Below are 23,667 nucleotides of genomic sequence, written 5' to 3'. Positions count from 1 at the left end.
TGGCACGGGGTTCGCCGCACCTGGGCACGGCACAGTCCGTCTGGTGAACGCCATGTGCTGGCCACCCGCCTCCCTGCTCGGCAGGCTTCGCCGGCCGGATGCCGAAGCCCTGCTCGGCCTGGGCAGACCGGTGACCTTTCCGGCCCAGCTGCGCGTCATGCGGCAGGGCGACGCCGTTCCGCACTCGCTTCTGGTCATCCAGGGAGTCGTCAAGGTCGTCGTCGACACCGAGCGCGGGCGCGATGTCGTCGTCGCCGTCCGGGGTCCCGGCGATCTGCTGGGCGAGATGTCGACGCTGGAGCACCGCCCGCGATCGGCGCACGTATTGACCTGCTCACCCGTGCAGGCCCGCGCCATCCACAGCACCGATCTCGCGCAGTTCCTGGCCCGCAACGCCGAGGTGTGCCTCGCGGTCGCACGGATGCTCAGCGAGCGCCTGAGGTCCGCGGACCGCAAGGGGATCGACTTCGTCGTGTGCCCGGCTCCGGTCCGCGTCGTCCGCGTGCTGCTCGACGTCGTTCAGCAGCACGGTTCGTGCACCTCCGCCGGGTGGGAGATCGGGATCCCGCTGTCCCAGGCGGAGATCGCTTCCATGGCCGGCACCGGGCTCAGCACGGTCGAGAAGGCGTTCCGGCGCCTCGAGTCGGCGGGTGTGCTCGGACGCCGCTACCGACGAGTACTGATCGTCGACCTGCCCGGCCTCCGCCGATTCGGGGAACTTCCTGGCGGAATCCCGTAATAGTACGGCGTTACTCGTCGCGATCTGTCACAGAGTGATCCACGTCAGCCTCGTGCACCACCGTGAACCGTCCGAAAGGGCGCGCATGCAGAATCTCCGTGACGTTCTCCGCCGCAAGTTCCGCTCTGTGTTCAGCGTGCTGGCCACGGGCGCCACCAGACCGGCCGTCGGTGACCAGTTGTTCGCCCGGGCCCATCCGGAGCGCGTCACGGTGACCGAATGCCACCACTACGAACAGGAGATCTCTCGTAACCCGGCGATCGGGAGCGTCGGCGCGCCGACCGGGCGGATCGAGATCGTCGTGCCGTTCGACGGGGCCGACCACTTCACGCGCCAGGCTTGTGCCGACGTCGCACCCGTGATCGAGGCGGGGGAGAAGATCCCCCGGAACGCGGTGATCGGCCACCTGGCGTTCGCCGGGCACCAGCACACCGACCTGGGCGCGGTACTGGGATTGGACGACAGTTACGGCGCCTTGCCCATCGAGGTGCCGGTCACCGGGCCCGACGCGCCGGGCGGCCGGAACGAGCTGCGCCGGGATCGGCAGGCAGGGGTGATCCGGCACGAGTACCGGCCTCAGCCGGGCCTGCTCGAAGTGGTCCCGGTGAACGTCCAGATCGACCTGCTCGACCCGGACACCTACGGGGGGACGATCACCACGCAGGACTCTCCGGACTTCGCCCGGCTTTCGCAGCAACCGAACTTCCGGCCTTACCTCTGGCTCCGGGTGCGGGTCACGCTGATCATCCCCTGGCCGGACGACCGGCCGGAGCCCGCACCGGTCATCGACCGCATCTCGCTGGACTGGCCGACGATCACGTCTTTGCAGGTTCTGAAGGTCGAACAGCGCGGCAGCGACGAGAGCAGCCGGCCCATCACCTACAACCCGGTGGACCGGACCATCGAATGGCGGAACGTGTCCATGCAATTGGACGGCGACCACCAGCGGCGGGACGAACGGCGCTTCGTGAGCGATCCCATGGTGGTTTCGATCCGTCAACCCGGCGAACTGTACCGGCAGCCGAGTCTCGACGGCACGGTGGAGATCGAGATCCCGGACGTCCTGCTCTCCGGCATGCGAACCCGGCTGTTCGACAGTCTCGGCCGGCTGGTGGAGGACGATCACCGGGAGTGCACCCGGCTGACGTCCCGGGTGCACCTGATCTTGGGCGAGGCCTTCGCGCGGCGGAAGCTCAAGCCGCACCAGCACCTCCACTTCGACGAGGTGATCCCGGAGCAAGCGCGCATCGCCGACATCGAAAACGCGCTGTCCGACCGGGGATTCGACGTTGCCTTCACGGAGAAGTCCGAGCAGGGCGGAGCACGCCGATGGCAGGGCCGGGCCCAGCGCGCCGAGGGGCCGGAGACGATGACTCTGATCATCTTCGTGGAGGGAAGTCACCACGAAACCGAGCGCACGGTTCACAAGCCGGGGGGCCATTCCTATACGAGCAAGCTGCCCAGCGGGGAGCTGAAAGTCTTCATGTACGGCGAACTTCCGCGGGCCAGCCGAGCGGTCACCCGTGAGATGAACGCGCTGCACGCGGCAGTCCGCGACCGGTTCGACCGAATCCGCGCGCTGCGGTGAAACCCGGGACTCGACGAGGAGCGCCACCGAATGTCCTATGAACTCCGCGAACGTGCCCCCCGTGTTCGCTGCCACAGCTGCGGCTCGGCCGAGATCGTCGCCGTCTGCCACCACTGCGGCCGGCCCCTTTGCCGGGAGCACGTCCGCAAACCGGCGGTCACAAGTGAATTCGAAGGTTTGGGTCTGCGCAAGTCCCAGCCGCACCACTGCGCCACGCACGACCACGTCGTCGGTGCGTCGCTCTGGCAGATGTACTACGTGGTGGGTGGTATCGCCGCCGCCGCCCTGGTCGTGCTCTTCCTGCTCCCGCCGGCCGGGGTGATCCTCCTGCTCGGCTGCGCCGGCGCCGTGGGGCTGATCCGGTACGTGGATCGCCGTCGCGCTCGCGCCGCGCTGCTGGACCGGCCGGCGCTGCCGGTGGTGCCCAGCATCGACGCGGTCGAGGTGCGGGAAGTCCTGCGCGGTGAGCTCGTGCTCGAAGAGGACGGCACCTACCGGACGTCGGTGACGCCGGTCGACGGGCACATCAAGGTCGAGACGACCTTCGGCCGGCCGGATCAGGACCGCCTGCGCGAGTACCGCAAGAAGTTCGGGTTGAGCAGCGCCGAGAACGTCCCGTTCTCGGCGGGCTACCTGGTGCTTCGCGGGCCCGCCGGACTCGAGTTCACCGACCGGGTCGGGAGCAGCTTGGTGGTTCCGCTGGCCGGCATGGCTGACACACAACCCTTCCTCGCCTCCCAAGACGTTCCCGTGAGCGCCAAGTGGCAGGTGAACCTGGGGCACCGCGTCACCGGAGTGCCAGGGCAGAGTGAAATCCCGCTGTGGCTCACGCCGGCCCTGATGCCGGAGTCCGACCAGCGCACCCTCCAGCTGGACCTGCAATGGCTCGGCAACTGGCCCTCGACCGAATCGAGTCTCGACGCCGACCGCGTCGAGCGCTTGACGCTCCATGTGCCGGCCGCCTGGGGGAACGTCGAATTCGTCGAAGAAGCCGCGGTCGAGAGCCGGGCCAACCCGGACACCGGCCGCCGGCGCATCGAATGGAAGCAGATTTCCCTGGACCAGGAGAAACGTCGGCTGGAGCTCGCGGTCCACTTCGAGGAGAAGATCAAGCTCACCGACGTGATCACGGGGTCGTTGGTCGTTTCCTTCCGCGGGGCGCTGTCCGGGCTGGAGGGAGTCGACCTGTTCGAGCCGCTCGGCGGAAGGCGGCGCGGCGCCCGGTACTCCGACGTCAAGACCGAAGTCACCGCGGACATCGAGCTGAGCCTGAACGGTATCCGCTACCAGGACATCCGGGTGGTCCCGGACCCGCGCAAGGACCACCCTGCCCGGATCCCGGAGACCCATGAGTTCCCGGGCGTGATCCCCGACCACGAGACGCTCATCGCCCTCACCGACGCGATGAGCGGGGACGGGTACTACGTCAAGCGCGTCATCGAAAACCCGCCGCGCGACCGTGGCCGCGCTGACCTCGTCAACCGGGCCTGGGACGTCGCCGGACGCCGTTATTTCGGGGTCTACCCGGTCGATTTCCACGTCGTGCTGACCGGCGAGGAGGTCTACGGCAGCGACATCCGTGCCGACGCGGGCAACACCAAGGTGCGGCTCTACGTCAAGGGTGCGTTCGCCAGCAAGGACATGGAGGACGAAATCGAGTCGGTCTGGTACGGGCTGCAGGGCATCATCTCGGACACCCTCCTGCAGCAGCGCAAGGCGGCCCGCTCGAGCGAGGAGCACGGCGTCGGGGCGCGGAACCCGGCGTCCGACCTGCGCATCCAGGAGCTCAAGCGGCGGCGTGAGAAGTTCGAGGACGCTCTGCTGGATCGGCGGATCTCCGAAGACGCCTGCCGGGACTTCATCGCCCGCATCGACCGCGAGATCGCCGACCTGGACGAAGGCTACGGCGGCCCGCAGAACTGGGAGGGGTGAAATGACCTGGAAGTGCGGTGACTGTGACGCCGAGGAAAGCAGCGACGGAAAGGTGCTGGTCGACGCCGTCTGCCATCACTGCGGGAAGCCGCTTTGCCGGTCGCACCAGCAGTCCGTGATCGACGATGCCTTCGCGGCGACCGACTCCACCCGTCTGATCCCGGTGAACCGGATCGCCGTCCACTGCGAAAGCTGCCGTCGGGCCCACCACCCGCGGGCCACGCTCATGGACGGGAGGCCACAATGATCCACGCGGAAGTCACCGCCGCTGTGCTGCACGTCGGCGAGGACGCGAACATCGTCGTCCATCTGCGCAACGACGGATCGAGTGCGTGCACGAACATCCACTTCGCTCTGCGGTTGCCGGCTCAGATCCCGGCGTTGTGGGGCAACAAGGAGTTCGCGGTGGCCCGGCTCGAGGCAGGCACGGAGTGGACGGCGACAGTGAAGGTCCGGCCGTTGCGGGCGGGCTCTTGGACGGCGACCAGCACGAACTTCTCGTTCCGCGATGAGGTGGGGAACGGTCACCGCGTCGCCGACTTCCGCGCGGTGATCGAGGTCTCGGCGCCGGTGGAGCGGCCACCGGCCTCGCCGCCGAAGTTCGAGATCGAACTGTCCACCGTGCGGATCGCCTGCGGGGAGTGGGACGCCATCAAGGGCGAGGTCATCAACACGGGGGCCACCGCCATCACATCGGGACGGCTCGCTCTGTGGGGACCGTTCTCCGTCGACCCGAAGGGGGTCGCCGTCTCACTGGGCAACCTGCCGCCAGGGGCGCGCGAGCCGTTCGAGTTCCACGTCCTGGCCAAGGACCCGGGGCAGGCTGTTCCGGTGCACCTCTCGGCGGAGTGCACGGGCGGATCGGGCGGCCGGATCGAGCGCCGGGTCCGGCGAACGGTCGCGGTGGGACACCTCGGCCAGCAGCGGGCCGGCACCGTGGAGATCCTGTACCTCGCCGCCAATCCGACCGACACCGAGCGGATCAGCTGGGATGCCGAACTGCGGGATGTGCGGGACACGCTCCGGATGGGCGTGCACCGGGACCGGTTCGAGCTCCACGAACGGGGTGCACTGCGTGTGCGGGACTTGACCCAGGCACTGCTCGACTTTTCGCCGCGGATCGTCCACCTTTCCGGGCACGGCACCGATGACGGGCGCTTTCTCGCCGAGTCCGCCGGCGGCGAGGGCCGGATCCTTTCGGTACCGGGTCTTGCTGCGTTGTTCAAAGAGGTGTCGGACAGCGTCGAGTGCGTGATCGTCAACGCCTGTCACAGCGCGAGGCTGGCCGAGGCGCTCTCCGAGCACATCAGCTACGTCATCGGCATGCGCAGCTGGCTGGGTGATCGCTCGGCCACGGACTTCAGCGTGGCGTTCTACCAGGCCCTCGCCGCGGGCCTGGCGATCAAGCCTGCGTTCGGGCGCGCCCGGGCGGCGATGGCCCTGGGCGACGAGCGCACCCACGGGGAGCACGTCCCGGTGCTGTACCGCCGCCCGTGACCCCTTCACGGCCGCGGTGTGTGCACCCACGCGCGCTCGGCGAAATCCTTGTCGGGCAGTACCGCGTCGACCGGCTCGAAGCCGACCGGATCGAGGTCACCGCCGCCGGTGGCGATGACATCGGCGAAGACCACGTCCGAGACGATCAGTGCGAAGTCGGCGGACCCGTCCCGTTCGAGCCGGATCCGCAGCGGCGCGCAGTCGAGCAGCCGGTGCACGGCGACGGTGACCGCGCCGACCCAGCCGTTCACCCCGGGGGCGACGTGGCCCCGGTGCAGCGCGACCCGCAGTCGCAGCCGGGCTCGATCGCTCAAATCCGCGTTCACCGTGGCCAGCGCGGTGCGGACCCCGTCGACGAGCCGGGGGATGACGACCGTCTCGTCGAGACCGGTCGGAAGGATCGCGAACTGGCCGTCGCCGGAGGGCTGCAGGTCGACCTCCGCCTCCGGGATTCCGGCAGCCCGCCTCGCTTCGGCCAGGACCGTCACTAGCCGTTCCTGCGTCCGCGCGGCTTCGCTCGTGGTGAAGCGGCGGTAGGAGGCGGTGTCGGCGGCCATGCACAGGCGCACGGCCGGCTTCCGGTTGCTGACGGGCCGGGGCGGTGGCAGCGGGCGCCTCGCCCACCCGGGCGGCAGAGCCACGGAAAAGGGAACCGGCCCGATGCCGGCGTGCAGCCGCCGGCGGTGCCAGGCGGGACGCAGGATCGTGCTGTCGAATCGGCTGACCCCGGACAGCTCTGCTCGGTCTCGGGGGATCCACAGCTTGGCCCGGACTTCGCCGGTTCGAGGCGCCGGAGTCACCCCCAGCGGATCACCGGCGAGCCAGCCGCAGCCCTGCGGCAGTTCGGAGACGACCAGTTCGGTGGCGGGACCGGCGGTCATGCCGGACAGCTCCCGGACGCGCACCCGTGGGTCCGAGAAGCCGGCGATGAAGTACGTGGCGGCGATCCGTGCGCGGCGTCCGATGGGTTCCAGGCTGTACTGCTGGCGAAACTCCACCAAGCTGAGCCCTTCGGGAGCTTCGTCGGGCGGTTCGACCGGGTTCACCGTCGGAAGGCCGAGCCGGACCGCGCCGAGGGGACGTTTCCGGGAGGGGGTGCGCAGCTCCGCGATGTGCGGTTCGGGGTTGGTCATCGCAGCGGCGGCAGGTCCGGGGCGAGCCGTGCCGGACCGAGGAGGAACGCGCTCTGCGGGGCGATGAGGGCGCGATCGAGGCGGCCGTGGGCGATGTCGTCGAAGCCGGCCAGCAGGACACCGGGATATGCGTCGTCCGTGGCTGCGTCCGCCAGCGTCCTGTTCAGCCGGCGAGCCGCTGAATTGGTCATTGCCAGCTCGCGCACATCGAATCCACGTAATTGCCGGTAATTTTTGCCCGGCACAGAATGGGGACCCTCCTGTATCGTCCGAACGGAGGTGAACTTCAATTCTGAAACGACCTCATCCAGTCCGTGGATGCCGACTTCGGCGAGCTCTTCGCAGAGTTCGCGGCGCAGGCATTCATCCGCGGTCTCGCGGTACGCTCCGGACGCGAACCAGACGCGGAACCGGCGGAGCGCGCCGGCCGGAAGGATGCCGCGAAGGTCCGCTCTGAGCTTGCGCTGGGGAGAGCCGGTGCGTTCGGGCTGGAATCCCAGGCTCTCCAGGATTCGCCCAGCCGGGGGAAAGTACTTGACGACACCGCCCGGTGGTCCGAAGGCGCCCGGGCGTTTGGGTGCGTCGAACAACACGAAACCGTCGTCCTCGACGAGCCGCAGCAGGACACTGAAGGAAATCCGCACGCGGTCTGGGCGGCCCGGCAAGAATGCCGGTGGGGGTTTCGCGATCACAGTCCTCCCGTCGTCCGGAATCGTGACCTTGTGATCGTAACAGCTCTTGACGAAACTTCGAGCTGATCAGTGGTTCGCCGGTTGTCGGCGGGGATGGAGAATGGTTGTGGGCCGCCCCCCCAGACACGGCGAGACGGTTGCGCTGGTCGCCGTGGAGGACTACGAGGAAGGTTTGTAAGGTCGCGATCGGCCCCGAAGGCCTGACCGGGTTCACCCGTTCGTCCTATATTCCCGCCCCCGCCCGGCGGCTCTTCCTTCGCGAAGACGCCGTGCGGCGGGAGGAGGGCCGATGGCCGGGCAGGCTGAGGCGAGGATCGAGACGCTCGACGGGGCCGTCGCGCGGCTGGCCGTGCGGCGGGGTTCGTGGCTGGTCGGGCGGGGGCCCGAGGCGGACCTGCGGCTGTACTCGGACCAGGTGTCGCTGCGGCACGCCTGGGTCCGCCGCGACGGGCGGGGCACCTGGGTCTCCGATGCCGGGTCGCGCAACGGGACCCGGCTCAACGGGCGGCGGCTGGCCGCCGGGCAGGACCACCCGCTGCGGCACGGGGACCGGCTGGAATTCGGGCCGATCAGCGCCGTCTACTCCGACGGGACGTCGCCGGTGGCGGCCACCCGGACGTGGCAGCGCTCCGGGGGTGTCTCGTTCGGCGACGTGTCGGCCGGGACGATCAACAACGCCGGGCGCGACGTCAACCACAGCTACGACAACCGGCGGCACTACGAATTCAGTACCCCCGAAGGGCAGCTGATCTCGGAACTGGCCACCGGGCGGGGCGCCGGCCGCGCGGTCATGGTGCTGGGGCTGCTGATGATGCTGGCCGGGTTCGCGATCTGGGCGTCGGTGATCTTCCGGTTCGCCAAGGCGGTTTCCCGCGCGGGCTTCGAGACGCCGCCGTCGCTGCTGGGCCCGGACGTCTTCGACGGCGTGCCGCTGGGCGCGGTGGGCTTCGCGCTGTTCGGGCTGGGCGGCGTGGTCGCGATGATCGGCCTGGTGCTGGCCAAGGCCGCGCGGCACCGGAGGCGTTAGATGGACGGCATCCACTTCCACGGCGACGTGCGGGCCGGGACGGTCAACAACGCCGTGCACGGCGACATCAACACCGTCCACGGTGGACTCGACCCCCGGCAGGTGGCCGGGCTGGTGCGGGCGGTCCGCGGCGAGCTGGACGCGGCCCGGCTGCCGGCGGCCACGAAGGAAGCCGTGCACGACGCCCTCGACGAGGTCGACCGGGACGTCGTGCACGGCGGGCGGGGAGCGGGCGCGAAGGTCCGGGACCTGCTCCGGGACGCCGGCGGTCTCGCGACCGCCGGCGCCGGGCTGTGGACCGCGGTGCGCGCCCTCGCCGCCGCGGTGGGCGTTCCCCTCTAGCCGTCTACAGTGGACGGAACCAGGGGCGCCGCGGGTGCCGCGCCGCCGAGTTCCGCGGTCGGCACGCGGTAGGTCTCGCGGGCCGTCGCCGCGGCGAGCGCCGCCACCGCGCACACCGCCGCGGTGAAGATCGCGACGCCGAGCCAGTCCTGCTTGCCGGAGCCGATCGCCGCCACGACGCTGGGGGCGAACCCGGCCACCGCGAAGCCGATCTGGGTGCCGATGGCCATGCCGGACAGGCGGACGCGGGCGCTGAACATCTCGCCGTACAGCGCCGGCCAGACGCCGTTGACGCCGGAGTACGCCACCCCGAACAGCACGATCCCGAGCACGAACAGCAGCGCGTACGAGCCGATCGAGATCGACCACAGGTAGGGGAAGATCAGCACCCCGCAGGCGAGACAGCCGGCGATGAACACCGGTTTGCGGCCGACGCGGTCGGCGAGCCCGGCCAGCAGCGGAATCGCCGCCAGCGCGACGACGTTCGCGAGCACGCCGACCCAGAGCATCGGGGTGCGCGCCAGTCCGATGGTGTTGACCGCGTAGCTCAGGGCGTAGACGGTGAAGATCGTGCTGACCGAGGCGATCGTCGCCGCGACGACCACGCGCAGGACGTCCGCCCAGTGGTGCCGGAACAGGATCGCGACCGGCAGTTTCGCGACCTCGGTGCGTTCGAACACCGGCGTCTCGTCGAGCTTGCGGCGGATCACGAACCCGACCACGACGACGAGCGCGCTGCCCCAGAACGGCACCCGCCAGCCCCAGCTGAGCAGCTGCGCCTGGGGGAGCGCGGCGACCGGCAGGAAGATCGCGGTGGCCAGGATCTGCCCGGCCTGCGTGCCGCTCAGAGTGAAACTGGTGAAGTAGGCCCGCCGGTGTTCCGGGGCGTGTTCCAGCGACATCGAGTTGGCCCCGGCCTGCTCACCGGCGGCGGAAAGCCCCTGCAGCAGGCGAAGGACGACCAGCAGCACCGGGGCCAGGACACCGACGCCGGCGTAGGTCGGCAGGCAGCCGACGCAGAACGTCGCGAAACCCATGAGCAGCAGGGTGAAGACGAGCACCCGCTTGCGCCCGAACCGGTCCCCGACGTGCCCGAGCACGAAGGCCCCGACCGGCCGGGCGAGGTACCCGACGCCGAAGGTGGCCAGGGCCAGCAGGGTCCCGGTGGCGGGGGAGGAGGCGGGGAAGAACACCTTGGAGAACACGAGCGCGGCGGCGGTGCCGTAGATGAAGAAGTCGTAGTACTCGAGCGCGCTGCCGATCCAGGCGGCTAGCGCCGCCTTGCGGGGCATCGATCCGGTCACGGGGAGGTGCTCCTGACGTCCGTGCTTCGTTGCTCAGACTCGGCGGGGAAGCAATGTACGGTCTAGTTAGTTAATAAAGAGTGCGAGAGCCGACCCCGGGTGTCAAGAGATCCTTTTCGCCGGGCGGAGCGGGGAGCTCAGCGCGCGGTCAGGTAGTCGATCACCAGGTCGCCCAGCATCGCGCGGTAGTGCTCCCGGCGGGCCGGGTCCAGCATGTCGCGGCCGAAGATCGCCTGGAACGTGTGGCGGTTCGCCAGGCGGAACACGCAGTACGAGCTGATCACCATGTGGACGTCCAGCGGGTCGGCGTCGCGGAAGCGGCCGGCCGCGCGGCCGCGCTCGAGGACCACCTTCAGCGCGCCGAGGGCCGGGTCGGCCAGGCCGGACAGGATCTCCGACTGGGCCAGGTGCTGGGCGTTCTCGATGTTCTCGATGCTCACCAGCCGGATGAAGTCCGGGTTGGCTTCGTGGTGGTCGAACGTCAACGCGGCCAGCTGACGCAGGGCGTCCTCGGGGTCGAGGTGTTCGACGTCGAGCTGCTGCTCCAAGGCGCGGATCGCGGAGTACGCCTGCTCCAGCACGGCGATGTACAGCTGTTCCTTGCCGCCGAAGTAGTAGTAGATCATCCGCTTGGTCGTGCTGGTGCGGGCGGCGATCTCGTCGACGCGGGCGCCGGTGTAGCCCTTGTCGGCGAACTCGCGCGTGGCCACCGCGAGGATGTCGGCGCGGGTGCGTTCCTTGTCGCGCTGGCGCTCGGCTTCCGACGATGGTGCGGCCACCGGGCTCCCTCCGCTGCAGGTCGACCGCCTCACTCTAGCCCAGCCCTTTCGCGGGAGCCGCCGCCGCGCTAACGTGAACGTACTAGTTCGTACATTAATCCGGAGGCCACGCTTGACCAGCTACCTGATCGGGCTCGTCGGCTCGGGCATCGGCCCGTCGGCCAGCCCGGCGCTGCACGAACGCGAGGCCGACGAGCTCGGCCTCCGCTACGTCTACCGCCTGCTGGACCTCGACGTGCTGCGCCGCCCGGTCGCCGACGTCCTCGCCGCCGCCCGGCTCGCCGGGTTCGACGGGCTCAACGTCACCCACCCGGCCAAGCAGCTGGTCCTGGAGCACCTCGACGAGCTCTCCCCGGAAGCCGCCGCCCTCGGCGCGGTCAACACCGTCGTCTTCCGCGACGACCGCGCGGTCGGCCACAACACCGACGCCACCGGCTTCGCCCGCAGCCTCCGCCGCGGCCTGCCGGACGTCCGGCTCGACGACGTCGTCCTGCTCGGCGCCGGGGGAGCGGGCGCGGCGGTCGCGCACGCGCTGCTCTCGCTCGGGACCGGCCGGCTGACCATCCACGACGTCGACCGCGAGCGCAGCGGGAACCTCGCCGAGGCGCTGCGGCGCAGGTTCGGCGCCGGGCGCGCGGGGACCGGCGGCCTCGACGCGGTGCGCCGCGCCGACGGCCTGGTCCACGCCACCCCGACCGGGATGGCCGCCCACCCCGGCTCGCCGCTGCCGGCCGAGCTGCTGCGCCCGGACCTGTGGGTCGCCGACATCGTCTACCGGCCTCTGGAGACCGCCCTGCTGGCCGCCGCCCGCGCCCGCGGCTGCCGCGTGCTGCACGGCGGCGGCATGGTCGTGCTGCAGGCCGCCGAGTCGTTCCGGCTGTTCACCGGCGTCGACCCGGATCCGGCGCGGATGCTGCGGCACTTCGACGCCCTCGAAGGGGAGGCCGCCCGTGCCGCCTGAACCGCGTACCGCGATCGCCACCGTCTGCCTGTCCGGCACCCTCGAAGACAAGCTCGCCGCGGCGGCCGCGGCCGGGTTCGACGGCATCGAGCTGTTCGAGAACGACCTGCTGGTGTCCCCGTCGAGCCCGGCCGAAATCCGTCGGCGCTGCGCCGATCTCGGCCTGTCGATCGACCTCTACCAGCCGTTCCGCGACTTCGAGGCCGTCCCGCCGGAAATCCACGCGGCCAACCTCCGCCGCGCCGGGCACAAGTTCGACGTCATGGCCGAGCTCGGCACGGACACCGTGCTGGTCTGCTCGTCGGTCTCCCCGGACGCGATCGACGACGACGAACTCGCCGCCGGACAGCTGCACGCGTTGGCGGACCTCGCGCAGCAGCGGGGGATGCGGATCGCGTACGAAGCCCTGGCCTGGGGACGGCACGTCAGCGGGTACGAGCACGCCTGGCGCATCGTGCGCCGCGCCGCGCACCCCGCGCTCGGCATCTGCCTCGACAGCTTCCACATCCTGTCGAAGGGCCACGACCCGGCGCCGATCCGCGCGATCCCCGGCGAGAAGATCTTCTTCCTGCAGCTCGCCGACGCCCCGCGCCTGCCCATGGACGTCCTGCCGTGGAGCCGCCACCACCGGCTCTTCCCCGGCCAGGGCGAGTTCGACCTGACGGCGTTCACCGGGCACGTGCTGGCCGCGGGCTACCGCGGCCCGCTGTCCCTGGAGGTCTTCAACGACGTCTTCCGCCAGGCCGACCCGCGGCCGGCCGCGGTCGACGCGATGCGGTCCCTGCTGGCGCTGGAGGAATCCCTCGGCGTGCGGGACCTGCCGCCCGCCCCGGCGCTGAGCGGCCACGCGTTCGCCGAGGTCGTCACCGACCCGGGCGGCGGGCGGGTGCTCGCCTCGCTGGGCTTCGCGCGCACCGGCGTGCACCGGACCAAGCCGGTCGAGCTGTGGGAGCAGGGCGACGCCCGGGTGGTGGTCAACGAGGGCGGCGCGGCACACGGTGCCGTCGGCGCGGTGGCCCTGGCCAGTGCCGACCCGGCCCGCTCGGCCCGGCGGGCCGAAGCCCTGCTCGCGCCGGTCCTGCCGCGGGTGCACGGCCCGCGCGAGGCCGACCTGGCCGCGGTGGCGGCGCCGGACGGCACCCAGGTGTTCCTGTGCGGCGACGACTGGCGCGACGACTTCGTGCCGACCGGCGAAACGGCGGCCGGCGCCGGGGTTTTCGGAATCGATCACGTGGCGCTCACCCAGCCCTTCGACCACTTCGACGAGGCCGCGCTGTTCTACCGGTCGGTGTTCGGGCTGACGCCGTCGCCGGCGGCCGAGTTCGCGGCGCCGTTCGGGCTGGTGCGCAGCCGCGCGGTGGCGGCGGGGGAGGTCCGGCTGACGCTGGACAGCGCCCTGGTCCGCCGCGGCGAATGGGCGCCCGCGGTCCCCGAACCGCAGCACGTGGCCTTCGCCTGCACCGACGCTCTCGCGGCGGCCGCGGCGATGCGGGCCGCGGGTGCGCCGCTGCTGGACATCCCGGCCAACTACTACGACGACCTCGAAGCGCGCCTGGACCTGCCGGCCGGGCGCCTGGCCGGGCTGCGGGCGCACTCGGTGCTCTACGACCGGGACTCCGGCGGCGAGTTCCTGCACTTCTACACGGCACTGGCCGGGGCGCGGGTGTTCTTCGAGGTGGTGCAGCGGATCGGCGGGTACCGCGGGTACGGGGTGGCGAACGCGCCGGTGCGGATGGCCGCGCACCGCGCCCGGCGACATGCGGTGCCATCGGTGAAAACGCCGGCCTGACCGCCACCGCCGCCCCGGGAACCCTTTCCCGGGGCGGTTTTCGTCGTGCCCCGCCACCGCGGGCGCGCCGGATTCCGGTGCGCAGGCGGTGAAAAACGTCCGGGACACCTTCCTATCCGGACGACTTCTGGCGCACCGCCCGCCTCACGTGTAACCGCCCGGCTACTCCTCGCATGCGTTTACAACGTTCCGGCAACCGCCTTGACAGGGCCTGTGGTACGTACCACTCTAACCCCAACATTGGTCTACACCATTTGGGGCGCCTGGCCACGGTGGCCGGGCATCGAAAGGACGGCATCGAGTGAAACGCTGGCTCAAGCTGGCGGCGGGCGCCGCCGCACTCACCCTCGCGACCGCAGGCTGCGCGGGCTCCAGCGGCTCGGACACGGCCGCTTCGTCGAGCGGTGCTCCCGCGCAGCTCAGCGGCACGGTCACGGTCTGGCTGATGACGGGCTCCGCGCCGGCGACGCTGACCGACGCGCTCAACAAGGAGTTCGAGAGCGCGCACCCCGGCGTCAAGGTCAAGTACGAAGTCCAGCAGTGGGACGGCATCCAGCAGAAGCTGACCACCGCGCTGGCCGGCGGCACCCCGCCGGACGTCATCGAGATCGGCAACACGCAGACCGCGGCGTTCGCCTCGCAGGACGGCGTCCTGACCGACCTTTCCGGTGACAAGGACAGCTTCAACGGCGCCCAGTGGCTGAAGGGCCTCGCGGACTCCGGCACCTACGACGGCAAGACCTACGGTGTCCCGTTCTACGCGGCCAACCGCGAGGTCATCTACCGCAAGGACATGTTCGAGCAGGCCGGCATCACCAAGACGCCGACGTCGAACGACGAGTGGATCGACGCGATCGGCAAGCTGAAGACCAAGTTCGGCTCCGACCCCGACTTCCAGCCGCTGTACATGCCGGGCCAGAACTGGTACGCGCTGCTGTCGTTCATCTGGGACAACGGCGGTGACATCGCCAAGGCCGACGGCAAGAACTACAAGGCCACCCTCGACACCCCCGAGGCCAAGGCCGGCCTGGACTTCTACAAGAAGCTCGTCGACACCTCCGCCACCAAGGCGCCGAAGGACGCCGACGAGGCCAAGCCGCAGCAGGCGACCGTCTACGGCGCCGGCAAGGTGGCCATGATGATCGGTCTCCCGTGGGAGCTGGCGACGGCGGCGAAGACCGACCCGAGCCTGACCGCCAAGACCGGCGCGTTCGCGATCCCGAGCAAGACCGCCGGCCAGAGCGCCCCGGTGTTCCTGGGTGGTTCGAACCTGGCGATCCCGGCCAACAGCAAGAACGCGGCCGCCGCCAAGGAGTACATCAAGCTGCTCTCCAGCGCGAAGTACCAGAGCCAGCTCGCCGCCGCCGGCGTCGTGCCCGGCACCTCGACCGACCTCACCGGCCTGGACAAGGACCCGCTGGGCAGCGTGATGGCGAAGGCGTCCGCCAACGGCAAGGCCGTCCCGGCCAGCCCGAAGTGGGGTGACGTCGAGTCCGGCCAGAACCCGATCAAGGACATGCTGACCGCGTACCTGACCGGCAAGAAGACGCTCGACCAGGCGACCGCCGACGCCAACGCAGCGCTGAACAAGCTCATCGGCGGATGACAGCGACCGCGAACGTGACGATGCCGGCGGGGGCGACCCCGCCGGCATCGCCGCGCGACCCGGGGATCAGGCGGCGCAGGCGGGGCCGGTTCGGCGACCGGGTGCTCCCGTACCTGCTCCTGCTCCCCGCGTTGGCGGCCATCCTGGTGCTGCTCGCCTGGCCGCTGGTCCAGGTGCTCGCGATCAGCTTCCGCAAGCTCGACATCGGCCAGCTCGTCTCCGGCAAGACGATCTGGATCGGCTTCGACAACTACACGAACACCCTGTCGGACCCGGAGTTCTGGACGGTCACCGTCCGGACGCTGGTCTTCACCGCCGCCATCGTGGCCGCCACCATCCTGGGCGGCCTGCTGCTGGCGGTGCTGATGCGCCACCTCGGCCCGGTCGTGCGGATCATGGTCCAGGTGACGCTGGTGCTGGCGTGGGCGACCCCCGTGATCGCCACCACCACGGTGTTCCAGTGGATCTTCGACGAGCAGTACGGGATTCTCAACAAGACCCTGGACCGGCTCGGCTTCCCCGGCTTCATCGGGTTCTCGTGGTTCTCCAGCGGCGCCAGCACGCTGACCGTGATCGGCCTGCTCATCGTGTGGCAGGCCGTCCCGTTCGTGACGTTCTCGCTGTACGCGGGCATCATCGGCGTCCCGCGCGAGCAGTACGAGGCCGCCGGCATCGACGGCGCCAGCGCGTGGCAGACCTTCCGCGCGGTCACCTGGCCCGCCATCCGGCCGATCACCACCATGGTGACGTTCCTGTCGGTGCTGTGGGACTTCAACGCCTTCGCGCAGATCTGGGCGATCCGGGAGGGCGGCCCCGACGGCGGGAGCACCACGCTGGCCGTCGTGCTGTACCTCAAGGGCATCGCGGGCAACCACTTCGGCGCGGCGGGGGCGATCGCCACGCTGATGCTGATCGTGCTCGCGCTCATCACCGGCCGGTACATCCAGTTGCTGGTCCGGACCCCGGAAGGTGATCTCAAGTGAGGAAGTCGCTGCCGCAGCGGATCGCGCTCTCGGTCGTGGGCGTGGTCGTGGCGCTGCTGATCCTCTTCCCGACGTACTGGATGTTCGTGACGTCCCTGCGGACGCCCGGTGAGATCCTCTCGCCGAAGTACGACCTCATCCCGACGTCGTTCTCCTTCGGCAACTTCGCCACCGCGCTGGGCAAGGACAACTTCCCGACCTACCTGATGAACAGCCTGATCGTCACGGTCGGGTCGGTGCTGTGCGCACTGGTCGCCGGGACCCTCGCCGCGATCCCGCTGTCGCGGCTGCGGTTCACCGGCCGCAAGGGCTTCCTGGTGCTGGTCATGGTGGCGCAGCTGGCGCCGGTGTCGGCGCTGTTCATCCCGCTGTTCCTGCTGATGCGGGACGCCGGGCTGCTCAACACGCTGCCGTCGCTGCTGCTGATCTACTTCGCCACCACGCTGCCGTTCACGGTGTGGATGCTCTACGGCTTCGTCAACGGGATCCCGTACGAGCTGGAGGAGGCCGCGATGATCGACGGCTGCAGCCAGACCGGCGCGTTCCGCCGGGTGACGCTGCCGCTGCTCGGCCCGGGCCTGGTCACCACGTCGGTGTTCAGCTTCATCACCGCGTGGAACGAGTACCTGTTCGCGCTGGTCTTCATCCAGGACAAGCCGAAGGAGACCCTGCCGGTGTGGCTGGCGTCGTTCCGCACGGCGTTCGCCACCGACTGGGGCGGCGTGATGGCCGCGTCGGTCATCTACGCGATCCCGGCGCTGATCTTCTTCCTGCTCGTGCAACGCAAGCTGGTGTCCGGCGCGACCGCCGGCGCCGTGAAGGGGTAGGGCGTTGAGTTCTCCCGAGAAGCTCGCCGAGGCCGTCCTCCTGCCCGGGTTCGCCGGGACCACCGCGCCGGACTGGCTGCGCCGGCGGATCGCCGGCGGCCTCGGCGGGGTGGTGCTGTTCGGCCGCAACGTCGTCGACGACGAGCAGGTCGCCGCGCTCACCGCGCAGCTGCGGGGTGAACGCGACGGGGTCGTGGTCGGGATCGACGAAGAGGGTGGCGACGTCACCCGCCTCGACGTGAACACGGGCTCGTTCGTGCCCGGCCCGCTGGCCCTCGGCGCGGCCGACGACCCGGAGCTGACCACGGCCGTCGCGGCCGCGCTCGGCGAACGGCTGGCGGCCTGCGGCGTCACGCTCAACCTCGCACCCTGCGCGGACCTGACCCTGGCGGCCGAGGACCCGATCATCGGCGTCCGGGCGTTCGGGTCCGACCCGGCGAAGGCGTCCCCGCACGTCGCGGCCTACGTCACCGGCCTGCAGAAGTACGGGGTCGCGGCCTGCGCGAAGCACTTCCCGGGACACGGCGCCGCGACGGAGGACTCGCACGTGGCGTTGCCGGTGCTGCCGCGGACCGTCGAAGAGCTGCGGGAGATCGAGCTGGTCCCGTTCGCCGCGGCGATCCGGGCCGGGGTGCGCTCGGTGATGTCGGGCCACCTGGTCGTGCGGGCCTGGGGTGACGAGCCGGCCACGCTCAACCGGGTCGCGCTCACCGGCGTCCTGCGCGGCGAGCTCGGCTTCACCGGCGCGGTGATCACCGACGCCCTGGAAATGGGCGCGGTGTCCGGCGCGTACGGCAAGCACGACGGTCTCGGCCGCTCGGCCGTGCGGGCCCTCGCCGCCGGAGCCGATGCCCTGTGTCTCGGGGGTGCGGCCTTCGAGGCCGAGCACCTGGACGCCTGCGTGTCGGCGATCGTGGCCGCCGTCGAAGCGGGGGAGCTGCCCCTGGACCGGCTGGAAGAGGCGGCCGCGCGCACCGCGGCGCTCGGCACCGACCCGGCGCCGGCTTCGGTGGGCCCGGTGGACCGGCGGCTCGGCCTGGAAGCGGCCCGCAAGGCGCTCCGGGTGCAGGGTGAGCCGCGGCTCGACGGGCCGCCGCTGGTGGTCGACGTCCAGACCGAGCCGACCATCGCCGCCGGACCGATGCCGTGGGGGCTCGGCGCGCACCTGGCCGAGCTGGTGCCGGGGACGCGGGCGATGACCGCGACCCCGGACGACGCCGAGGCGGTGCTCGAAGCGGCGCGGGAGTTCCGCAGCGTCGTCGTGGTCACGCGGGAGGCGCACCGGCACCCGGAGGTGCGGGCGCTGCTGGCCGCGTTGTCCACTGTGGAGTTCATCCGGGTGGAAACCGGCGTGCCGGGCCCCGCGGGCGACGGCCCGCGGATCGACACGTTCAGCGGCTCGTGGGTCAGTTTGCGCGCCGCCGCGGAACATCTCGCCTGAAACCGGACGAAACCCCGCTCACCGAGCGGGGTTTCGTCCGCTTTGCCGCAACTCCAGAACCCCGCCCGCGGTTTGTACGGGCCTTGTACCGGCGGTCCCCATGCTGTTCCCACACCGGAAAACTGGAGGACGGAACAATGAACATGGGGATCGTGAAGCGGATGGCCGGGGTGGCCGGCATCGCCGCGGCGATCGTGGTCGCCGGGGCGGGCCCGGCGTTCGCGGCATCGGGCACGGTGCACACCGACTCGGGTGCCGCGCTGACCGTGCGGGCCACCCCGAGCACCAGCGGCGCCTCGGTCGGCTCCATCGCCGACGGCACCGCCGTGACCATCAGCTGCCAGACCAACGGCTCGACGGTCGACGGCAAGTACGGCACGTCGGACATCTGGGACAAGGTGGGCGACGGCTACGTCAGCGACGCCTACGTCTACACCGGCTCCGACGGCCGCGTCGCGCCGGACTGCGCGGGCTCGACGCTGACCTGCTCCACCGCGGGCACCGGCGACCCGAACACCTGCGCCGAGGCGGTCACCAAGGCGAAGTCCCGGATCCACACCAACGACCTCGACTCCTACGAGGGCTGGTGCGACCGGATCAACGCGCAGAACTACGGCTGGTCCGCCTCGGGCTCGGAGACGGCCTACATCCACTGGACCCAGATCCCGGCGTCGTTCAAGCACCCGGGTGACTACCAGGTCCCGGCCGGCGGCCTCGCGTTCTTCAAGAGCAGCGGTGCCGGGCACACGATGATCTCGATCGGCGGCGGCAAGTTCCTGTCGAACGACATCAACGGCTACGGCAGCTACACCGAGACGACGATCGCGCAGATCAAGCAGAAGTGGGGCCAGACCTACCTCGGCTGGTCGCAGCCGTGGTTCAAGGTGAACCACTGACCCGCTGACGACGGAACCAGCCCGGCCACCATCCCCGGCCGGGACCACCGCCGAACCGGCCCCTGCCCCGTCCCGGGCAGGGGCCCGTTCGTGGTTTCAGCCAGGCACCCGGGCGTTCAACGGCCGGGCGAGCAACGCCGGACCCGGCTTGAGGGCCCCGATCCGCTCCCAGCCCCACCGCAGGTACATCGCGTACGCCGGCGCCGCGGGCGCGGCCGCGAGGACCGCGAAGGGCTCGGGCCGCCCGGCCAGCAGGTCGCGCAGCAACCCGCCGCCGTGCCCGCGTCCTCGCAGAGCCGGCAGGACGGCGAGCTCGTAGACGTAGAACAGCGAACCGCCGGAGAGCCACCGCGGGGCCGGCGTCGCCGCGGCCGGGTGCCACCAGCCGGGTCCGTGGCCGACGCCGTAGGCGAACCCGCCGAGCGCCTCGCCGTCGCGCACCGTCGCCAGGGCGAACCCGGGCAGCGCCGAGTGCCGCACCAAGGTTTCGCGGAAGCGGGCCGCGTCCGCGGCGTCCTCGCCGTACGGCGGCTCGCGGTAGACCGAAAGGTACGCCTCCGCCAGCTCGTCCCACCGGTCACGCACCCGCCGGCTCCTTCGCTTCGGCCACCCGCGCCGCCGCCGGCTTCAGCCCGGCCAGCACGGCGAACGCCAGGCCGCAGCACCCGGCGAGCACGAGCCACGGTAGCAGCGCGCTCCCCGCCAGCAACGCCGTGAACGTCACCGGCGCGATGACCCGGGCCGCGCCCCACAGCAGCTCTTCGAGCCCGAAGTACCGCCCCCGCAGGTGGGGCGGGGCCAGCGCGACCGTGAGGGCGCTGCTCGTCGGCGCCTGCAGCAGTTCGGCGGCGGTGAACACCGCGGTCGCCACCGTGAGCACGGCGATCGCCGCGCCGGGCACGGCCGCGGGCACCACCGCGAACAGCAGGAACGACAGGGCCCACACCGCGGCGGCGACCTGCAGCACCCGCGGCTGCCCACGGCCTTCGAGCCGGCTCGCCACCACCGTCTGCCCGGCCACCACCAGCACGGTGTTGAGGGCGAACAGCAGGCCCGGCTGCCACGACGGCAAGCCGAGGGTGTCGATCACGTACGCCGACAGCAGCACGGTGAACGCCAGGTCGCACAGGGCGAACACGAACACCGTCACCAGCACGCGCCGGAAGGCCCGGTCGGCGAGCACGGCCCGGTAGCCCGCGCGGGCCGCCGGTTCCCTGGCCGACGGCGCGGGCGTGGCGGCCGACCCCCGCCAGGAGGCGACCAGCCCGGCCGCGACCAGGAACGTCGCCGCGTTCGCCAGCACGATCGCCGTGTAGCCGCCCACGCCGCCCCAGGCGACGAGGACACCGCCGGCCAGCCCGCCGGCGCCGATGCCGACGTTGCGCAGCGCGCGGTCCATCGCGTACCAGCGGGCGCGCTGGCCGTCGTCGGCCACCTGCGCCACGAGCGCGCTCGAGGCGGGCCAGAACAAGCCCTCGCCCCAGAAGGTCAGGGCCGCCAGGACCACCAGCTGCCACAGCGAGCCCGCGACGACGTACCCGGCGAAGGTCAGCACCCGCAGCAGGTTCGCGATGACGACGACCCGCCGGGCGCCGAGCCGGTCGACCAGCGGTCCCGCGAGTGGTCCCGCGGGCAGCGCCAGCAGCGCCGCAGCCGACAACGCCCCGCCGACCGCGGTCAGGGGGAGGCCCTTGGCCGCGTGGAAGTACACGACGGCGAACGGCAGGAACAAGCCCGTGCCGAGCGCGTCGACGGCCTGGGCGGCGACCAGGGGCCGCCGCCCGCGGGTGCGGGGCAGGCCGAGCAGTTCGGTGACCGTCATCGCCGTCCTCACGCGTGCGGGAGCGGGAAGGTGTTCAGCCGTTCCTCGGGCAGGGGCGCGGACCGCCAGCCGAGGTCGACGGCGGCGCGCCGGATCCGGCCGTCGCCCCAGTAGGGGAACCCGGCGGGGAAGTTGGACACCAGGCCCGGCACGATCGTGTGCGCCGCGCGGAACCCGGCGGCGGCGACGTCCCGGGTGGTCAGGTCGACGCTGATCACCTCGAAGCCGCGCTCTTCCACGCGTTCCTGGTACGCCTTCAGCCGCCGCTCGCCCAGTGCGGGCAGGCCTTCCCACGAACGCACCGGCAGGTCGCGCACCCACGGCGCCACCCGCGTCGCGGCCCGCGGGTCGAGGTAGACCTGCTGCTGGCACAACAGGTCCACGACGTCGCCGAAGTCCTCGCGGTAGGAGTCGAGGTAGCGCCGGTCGGCGCGGTAGGGCTTCAGGTTGCCCAGGTGCGGCAGGTCCGCCTGCATCCCGGCGAGCTCGTGCTCGTCGTCCAGGGCGAGGCAGGTGTGGTGCAGCGTGAACCCTTCGGCCAGCGCCTTCTTGGCCGCCTCGAACGCGTCGGGGCGGGTGGCGAACCCGATCGACAGCCAGCGCCGGGTGCGGTCGAACACGGCCGCGGCGACGATCGGGACGGCGAACTCGTTGTCCAGCGGGATCAGCGTGACGTCGTAGGTGCCGGTGGTGTCGGCGATCAGCGCCTGCAGCTCGGCCGGGATCGGCAGCCGGCGCAGGCGCGGGGTGTTGGCCCACCAGATCATGGTCGCGTCGCGTTCGAGGACCTCCTCCAGCCCCGACGTGACCGCGTGTTCTTCACTGGTGCCGCTGGCCAGCCCGGCGATCAGGGGATCGGTGAAGCGCCCGCCGTCGGCCTCGGAGGAGACCAGGCAGGCGGGGATCCACAGCTCTTCCTCGGTGGTGTGGGAAAACGCTTCGAGCCACGTGCAGTCCGTGTCGGGCGTCAGCGGCTGGAAGGGGAAGCCGGGAGTGGCGTGCTGCCGCGCCGAGTACAGGTTCAGGCGGCGCGGGTCGAGCGCGGGCACGCCGTCGCGGCACAGCTGCCGGTAGCTCGCGCGCCGGAGTTCGCGCTCCGGGGGCAGCCAGCTGCCGCAGTAGCGCTCGACGGCTTCCCCGATCGCGGAGTCGCGGGCGAGGTCGAAGTCGTGCCAGGACGTGCCGAACGCCTGGCGGTCGTTGGGCCAGTCGACGACCCGGCGCATGTCCGCGACGTCCACGGCGCACACCTTCAGCCGGGCGGGCATGCCCTGGGCGGGCGGGAGTTCGTGGACCGCCGTGACGATCCCGGTCCGGTCGTCGACGAGCAGCCCGGGCCGCGAGCCGCGCGCGTCGACCGGCCGGGGCCGGTCCGGCAGCGGCAGCACCGGCCGGGGGAGCACGCTCAGCCGGACGGGGTCGAGCTCGAGCTCGCCGGTGGTCGTCTCGGCGGGTTCGCCGGCGAGCCAGCGCTCGAGCTGGACGGCCAGCACGGTCAGCATCCACTGGGCGTCGCCCGGGCGGAACCGGCGGCCGGACGGCGGGGTGGCGGTGGCGAAGGCGTCGAGCACGCGCGGGTCGAGAGCCGCGGCGCGGCGGCGGGCGAGCACGTCGGCGAAGTCGGGTCCGGGGCCGCCGGGGGTGATCGCGGGCCCGGCGACGCCTTGCCCGCGTTCACAGCGCAAGGGCAGCAGCCGCAGCCCGCGGTCCGCGCAGTAGGCGTCGAGCGCGGTGAGTTCGGAATACGCCGGGTGGGTGAAGGCGGCGACGACGACGGTGTCGGCCGGGTCGGCGGGGAAGGGGCGGCCGTCGAAGTCCGAGAGGGTTTCGACTCGCGCGTAGCCCGCCGGGGCGAGGATCCGCCCGAGGGGCACGGTCAGCTCCGGCGTGCCGGCGATGAGAACGGTGGTGGTGGCCGGGTTCCGGGCGCCGGCGGGGTCCGCGACGGGGCGCAGGCTGCCGTCGTCGGCCAGGACGTCGAGCACCTCCGCGTAGGCGGGGTCCATTCCGGACAGCAGCTCGGCGCGGGTGCGGGTGCCGTCGCAGCGCGCGAGCCACGCGCGGAACTCCCCGGCCGGCGCGGTGATCCGGTACTGGCCGCCGTTCGGCGTGATCAGCAGGCACAACGCCGGTTCGAGGTCGTGCACCTCGATCCCGGTCAGTTCGAGGCGGACGTCGTCGGACAGCATGGCGGACCCCCTTGTCGGATACGGGCGCCGGCGTCTCGCGCCAGGCCGTCTACGAGCAGTTCGGCGACCGCGCGACGCTGTTCGCCGAGGTCGTGGCGGTCACCGAGGAAAGCGCGTTCA

At 71.3% G+C, this 23,667-nt stretch carries 21 protein-coding genes and 1 pseudogene; 15 read left to right on the top strand and 7 right to left on the bottom strand.

The window, feature by feature from the left end; genetic code table 11:
• The first annotated feature begins 52 nt into the window (after window positions 1-52).
• The 5 genes from AB0J55_RS11255 to AB0J55_RS11235 all read left to right on the top strand — a co-directional run bounded on the left by AB0J55_RS11255 (window position 53) and on the right by AB0J55_RS11235 (window position 5,756).
• Complete coding sequence (locus tag AB0J55_RS11255) at window positions 53-739, top strand: Crp/Fnr family transcriptional regulator (RefSeq protein WP_364248157.1); 687 nt, start codon at window positions 53-55, stop codon at window positions 737-739.
• An 85-nt stretch (window positions 740-824) separates the two neighbouring features.
• Window positions 825-2,327, top strand: coding sequence for a hypothetical protein (locus AB0J55_RS11250; RefSeq protein WP_364246100.1), 1,503 nt, complete (start codon window positions 825-827; stop codon window positions 2,325-2,327).
• 177 nt (window positions 2,328-2,504) lie between these two features.
• Entirely contained in the window at window positions 2,505-4,259 is a 1,755-nt protein-coding gene (locus tag AB0J55_RS11245; RefSeq protein WP_364246097.1) for a hypothetical protein, read from the top strand.
• 1 nt (window position 4,260) lies between these two features.
• Window positions 4,261-4,506: a hypothetical protein gene (locus AB0J55_RS11240; RefSeq protein WP_364246095.1), complete on the top strand. Its 246-nt coding sequence runs from the start codon at window positions 4,261-4,263 to the stop codon at window positions 4,504-4,506.
• A complete protein-coding gene (locus AB0J55_RS11235; protein ID WP_364246093.1) occupies window positions 4,503-5,756 on the top strand; it encodes a CHAT domain-containing protein in 1,254 nt (417 codons plus the stop codon). The genes AB0J55_RS11240 and AB0J55_RS11235 overlap by 4 nt, the downstream gene beginning before the upstream one ends.
• 5 nt (window positions 5,757-5,761) lie before the next feature.
• Here the strand turns inward: AB0J55_RS11235 and AB0J55_RS11230 are convergent, their stop codons facing one another.
• Both AB0J55_RS11230 and AB0J55_RS11225 read right to left on the bottom strand, forming a co-directional pair.
• Complete coding sequence (locus AB0J55_RS11230; RefSeq protein ID WP_364246090.1) at window positions 5,762-6,889, bottom strand: hypothetical protein; 1,128 nt, start codon at window positions 6,887-6,889, stop codon at window positions 5,762-5,764.
• A complete protein-coding gene (locus AB0J55_RS11225; protein WP_364246087.1) occupies window positions 6,886-7,581 on the bottom strand; it encodes a hypothetical protein in 696 nt (231 codons plus the stop codon). The genes AB0J55_RS11230 and AB0J55_RS11225 overlap by 4 nt, the downstream gene beginning before the upstream one ends.
• Window positions 7,582-7,870: 289 nt before the next feature.
• On the opposite strand from AB0J55_RS11225, the gene AB0J55_RS11220 reads away from it, so the two are divergent.
• Both AB0J55_RS11220 and AB0J55_RS11215 read left to right on the top strand, forming a co-directional pair.
• On the top strand, window positions 7,871-8,608 hold the full coding sequence (locus AB0J55_RS11220; protein ID WP_364246084.1) for an FHA domain-containing protein: 738 nt from the start codon (window positions 7,871-7,873) through the stop codon (window positions 8,606-8,608).
• A complete protein-coding gene (locus AB0J55_RS11215; RefSeq protein WP_364246081.1) occupies window positions 8,609-8,950 on the top strand; it encodes a hypothetical protein in 342 nt (113 codons plus the stop codon).
• On the opposite strand, the gene AB0J55_RS11210 is transcribed toward AB0J55_RS11215, so the two are convergent.
• Together AB0J55_RS11210 and AB0J55_RS11205 are read right to left on the bottom strand one after the other, a co-directional pair.
• Complete coding sequence (locus tag AB0J55_RS11210; protein ID WP_364246078.1) at window positions 8,947-10,254, bottom strand: MFS transporter; 1,308 nt, start codon at window positions 10,252-10,254, stop codon at window positions 8,947-8,949. The genes AB0J55_RS11215 and AB0J55_RS11210 overlap by 4 nt on opposite strands.
• A 137-nt stretch (window positions 10,255-10,391) precedes the next feature.
• Entirely contained in the window at window positions 10,392-11,033 is a 642-nt protein-coding gene (locus AB0J55_RS11205) for a TetR/AcrR family transcriptional regulator (RefSeq protein WP_364246075.1), read from the bottom strand.
• A gap of 112 nt (window positions 11,034-11,145) precedes the next feature.
• Here AB0J55_RS11205 and AB0J55_RS11200 point away from each other — a divergent pair, with 112 nt between their 5' ends.
• From AB0J55_RS11200 to AB0J55_RS11170, 7 genes are all read left to right on the top strand, one after another.
• Window positions 11,146-11,994 (top strand): shikimate dehydrogenase, encoded by an 849-nt coding sequence (locus AB0J55_RS11200; protein ID WP_364246072.1) that lies wholly within the window; start codon window positions 11,146-11,148, stop codon window positions 11,992-11,994.
• The gene (locus AB0J55_RS11195; protein ID WP_364246069.1) at window positions 11,984-13,783 is read left to right on the top strand and encodes a TIM barrel protein; all 1,800 of its coding nucleotides are present in this window, start codon (window positions 11,984-11,986) and stop codon (window positions 13,781-13,783) included. Before AB0J55_RS11200 ends, AB0J55_RS11195 begins: the two co-directional genes overlap by 11 nt.
• A gap of 301 nt (window positions 13,784-14,084) precedes the next feature.
• On the top strand, window positions 14,085-15,389 hold the full coding sequence (locus tag AB0J55_RS11190) for a sugar ABC transporter substrate-binding protein (protein WP_364246067.1): 1,305 nt from the start codon (window positions 14,085-14,087) through the stop codon (window positions 15,387-15,389).
• Window positions 15,386-16,372: a sugar ABC transporter permease gene (locus tag AB0J55_RS11185; protein WP_364246064.1), complete on the top strand. Its 987-nt coding sequence runs from the start codon at window positions 15,386-15,388 to the stop codon at window positions 16,370-16,372. Before AB0J55_RS11190 ends, AB0J55_RS11185 begins: the two co-directional genes overlap by 4 nt.
• Window positions 16,369-17,199 (top strand): carbohydrate ABC transporter permease, encoded by an 831-nt coding sequence (locus AB0J55_RS11180; RefSeq protein ID WP_003096592.1) that lies wholly within the window; start codon window positions 16,369-16,371, stop codon window positions 17,197-17,199. The genes AB0J55_RS11185 and AB0J55_RS11180 overlap by 4 nt, the downstream gene beginning before the upstream one ends.
• A gap of 4 nt (window positions 17,200-17,203) precedes the next feature.
• Window positions 17,204-18,640: a glycoside hydrolase family 3 N-terminal domain-containing protein gene (locus AB0J55_RS11175; protein WP_364246060.1), complete on the top strand. Its 1,437-nt coding sequence runs from the start codon at window positions 17,204-17,206 to the stop codon at window positions 18,638-18,640.
• 137 nt (window positions 18,641-18,777) lie between these two features.
• The gene (locus AB0J55_RS11170) at window positions 18,778-19,536 is read left to right on the top strand and encodes a hypothetical protein (protein WP_364246057.1); all 759 of its coding nucleotides are present in this window, start codon (window positions 18,778-18,780) and stop codon (window positions 19,534-19,536) included.
• A gap of 96 nt (window positions 19,537-19,632) precedes the next feature.
• Here the strand turns inward: AB0J55_RS11170 and AB0J55_RS11165 are convergent, their stop codons facing one another.
• Genes AB0J55_RS11165 through AB0J55_RS11155 form a run of 3 tightly spaced genes read right to left on the bottom strand, consistent with a single transcriptional unit; the run spans window position 19,633 to window position 23,547 of the window.
• Window positions 19,633-20,121: a GNAT family N-acetyltransferase gene (locus AB0J55_RS11165; protein ID WP_364246055.1), complete on the bottom strand. Its 489-nt coding sequence runs from the start codon at window positions 20,119-20,121 to the stop codon at window positions 19,633-19,635.
• Complete coding sequence (locus AB0J55_RS11160) at window positions 20,114-21,358, bottom strand: MFS transporter (protein WP_364246052.1); 1,245 nt, start codon at window positions 21,356-21,358, stop codon at window positions 20,114-20,116. Before AB0J55_RS11160 ends, AB0J55_RS11165 begins: the two co-directional genes overlap by 8 nt.
• Window positions 21,359-21,366: 8 nt before the next feature.
• Entirely contained in the window at window positions 21,367-23,547 is a 2,181-nt protein-coding gene (locus tag AB0J55_RS11155; protein ID WP_364246050.1) for a YcaO-like family protein, read from the bottom strand.
• Window positions 23,548-23,573: 26 nt separating this feature from the next.
• Here AB0J55_RS11155 and AB0J55_RS11150 point away from each other — a divergent pair.
• Window positions 23,574-23,667: pseudogene (locus AB0J55_RS11150) on the top strand (TetR/AcrR family transcriptional regulator); the annotation flags it as partial.

Source organism: Amycolatopsis sp. NPDC049688 (assembly GCF_040674975.1).
Classification (GTDB): domain Bacteria; phylum Actinomycetota; class Actinomycetes; order Mycobacteriales; family Pseudonocardiaceae; genus Amycolatopsis.
The sequence above is the reverse complement of the archived record's forward strand: the minus strand, read 5'-3'. Positions and strand labels throughout refer to the sequence as shown.

What these genes read in the sequence shown, in the direction of transcription:
- AB0J55_RS11170 (WP_364246057.1), top strand. Translation starts at nt 18,778, where the DNA reads ATGAACATGGGGATCGTGAAGCGGATGGCCGGGGTGGCCGGCATCGCC.
- AB0J55_RS11255 (WP_364248157.1), top strand. Translation starts at nt 53, where the DNA reads ATGTGCTGGCCACCCGCCTCCCTGCTCGGCAGGCTTCGCCGGCCGGAT.
- AB0J55_RS11160 (WP_364246052.1), bottom strand. Translation starts at nt 21,358, where the DNA reads ATGACGGTCACCGAACTGCTCGGCCTGCCCCGCACCCGCGGGCGGCGG.
- AB0J55_RS11215 (WP_364246081.1), top strand. Translation starts at nt 8,609, where the DNA reads ATGGACGGCATCCACTTCCACGGCGACGTGCGGGCCGGGACGGTCAAC.
- AB0J55_RS11220 (WP_364246084.1), top strand. Translation starts at nt 7,871, where the DNA reads ATGGCCGGGCAGGCTGAGGCGAGGATCGAGACGCTCGACGGGGCCGTC.
- AB0J55_RS11155 (WP_364246050.1), bottom strand. Translation starts at nt 23,547, where the DNA reads ATGCTGTCCGACGACGTCCGCCTCGAACTGACCGGGATCGAGGTGCAC.
- AB0J55_RS11250 (WP_364246100.1), top strand. Translation starts at nt 825, where the DNA reads ATGCAGAATCTCCGTGACGTTCTCCGCCGCAAGTTCCGCTCTGTGTTC.
- AB0J55_RS11185 (WP_364246064.1), top strand. Translation starts at nt 15,386, where the DNA reads ATGACAGCGACCGCGAACGTGACGATGCCGGCGGGGGCGACCCCGCCG.
- AB0J55_RS11235 (WP_364246093.1), top strand. Translation starts at nt 4,503, where the DNA reads ATGATCCACGCGGAAGTCACCGCCGCTGTGCTGCACGTCGGCGAGGAC.
- AB0J55_RS11230 (WP_364246090.1), bottom strand. Translation starts at nt 6,889, where the DNA reads ATGACCAACCCCGAACCGCACATCGCGGAGCTGCGCACCCCCTCCCGG.
- AB0J55_RS11240 (WP_364246095.1), top strand. Translation starts at nt 4,261, where the DNA reads ATGACCTGGAAGTGCGGTGACTGTGACGCCGAGGAAAGCAGCGACGGA.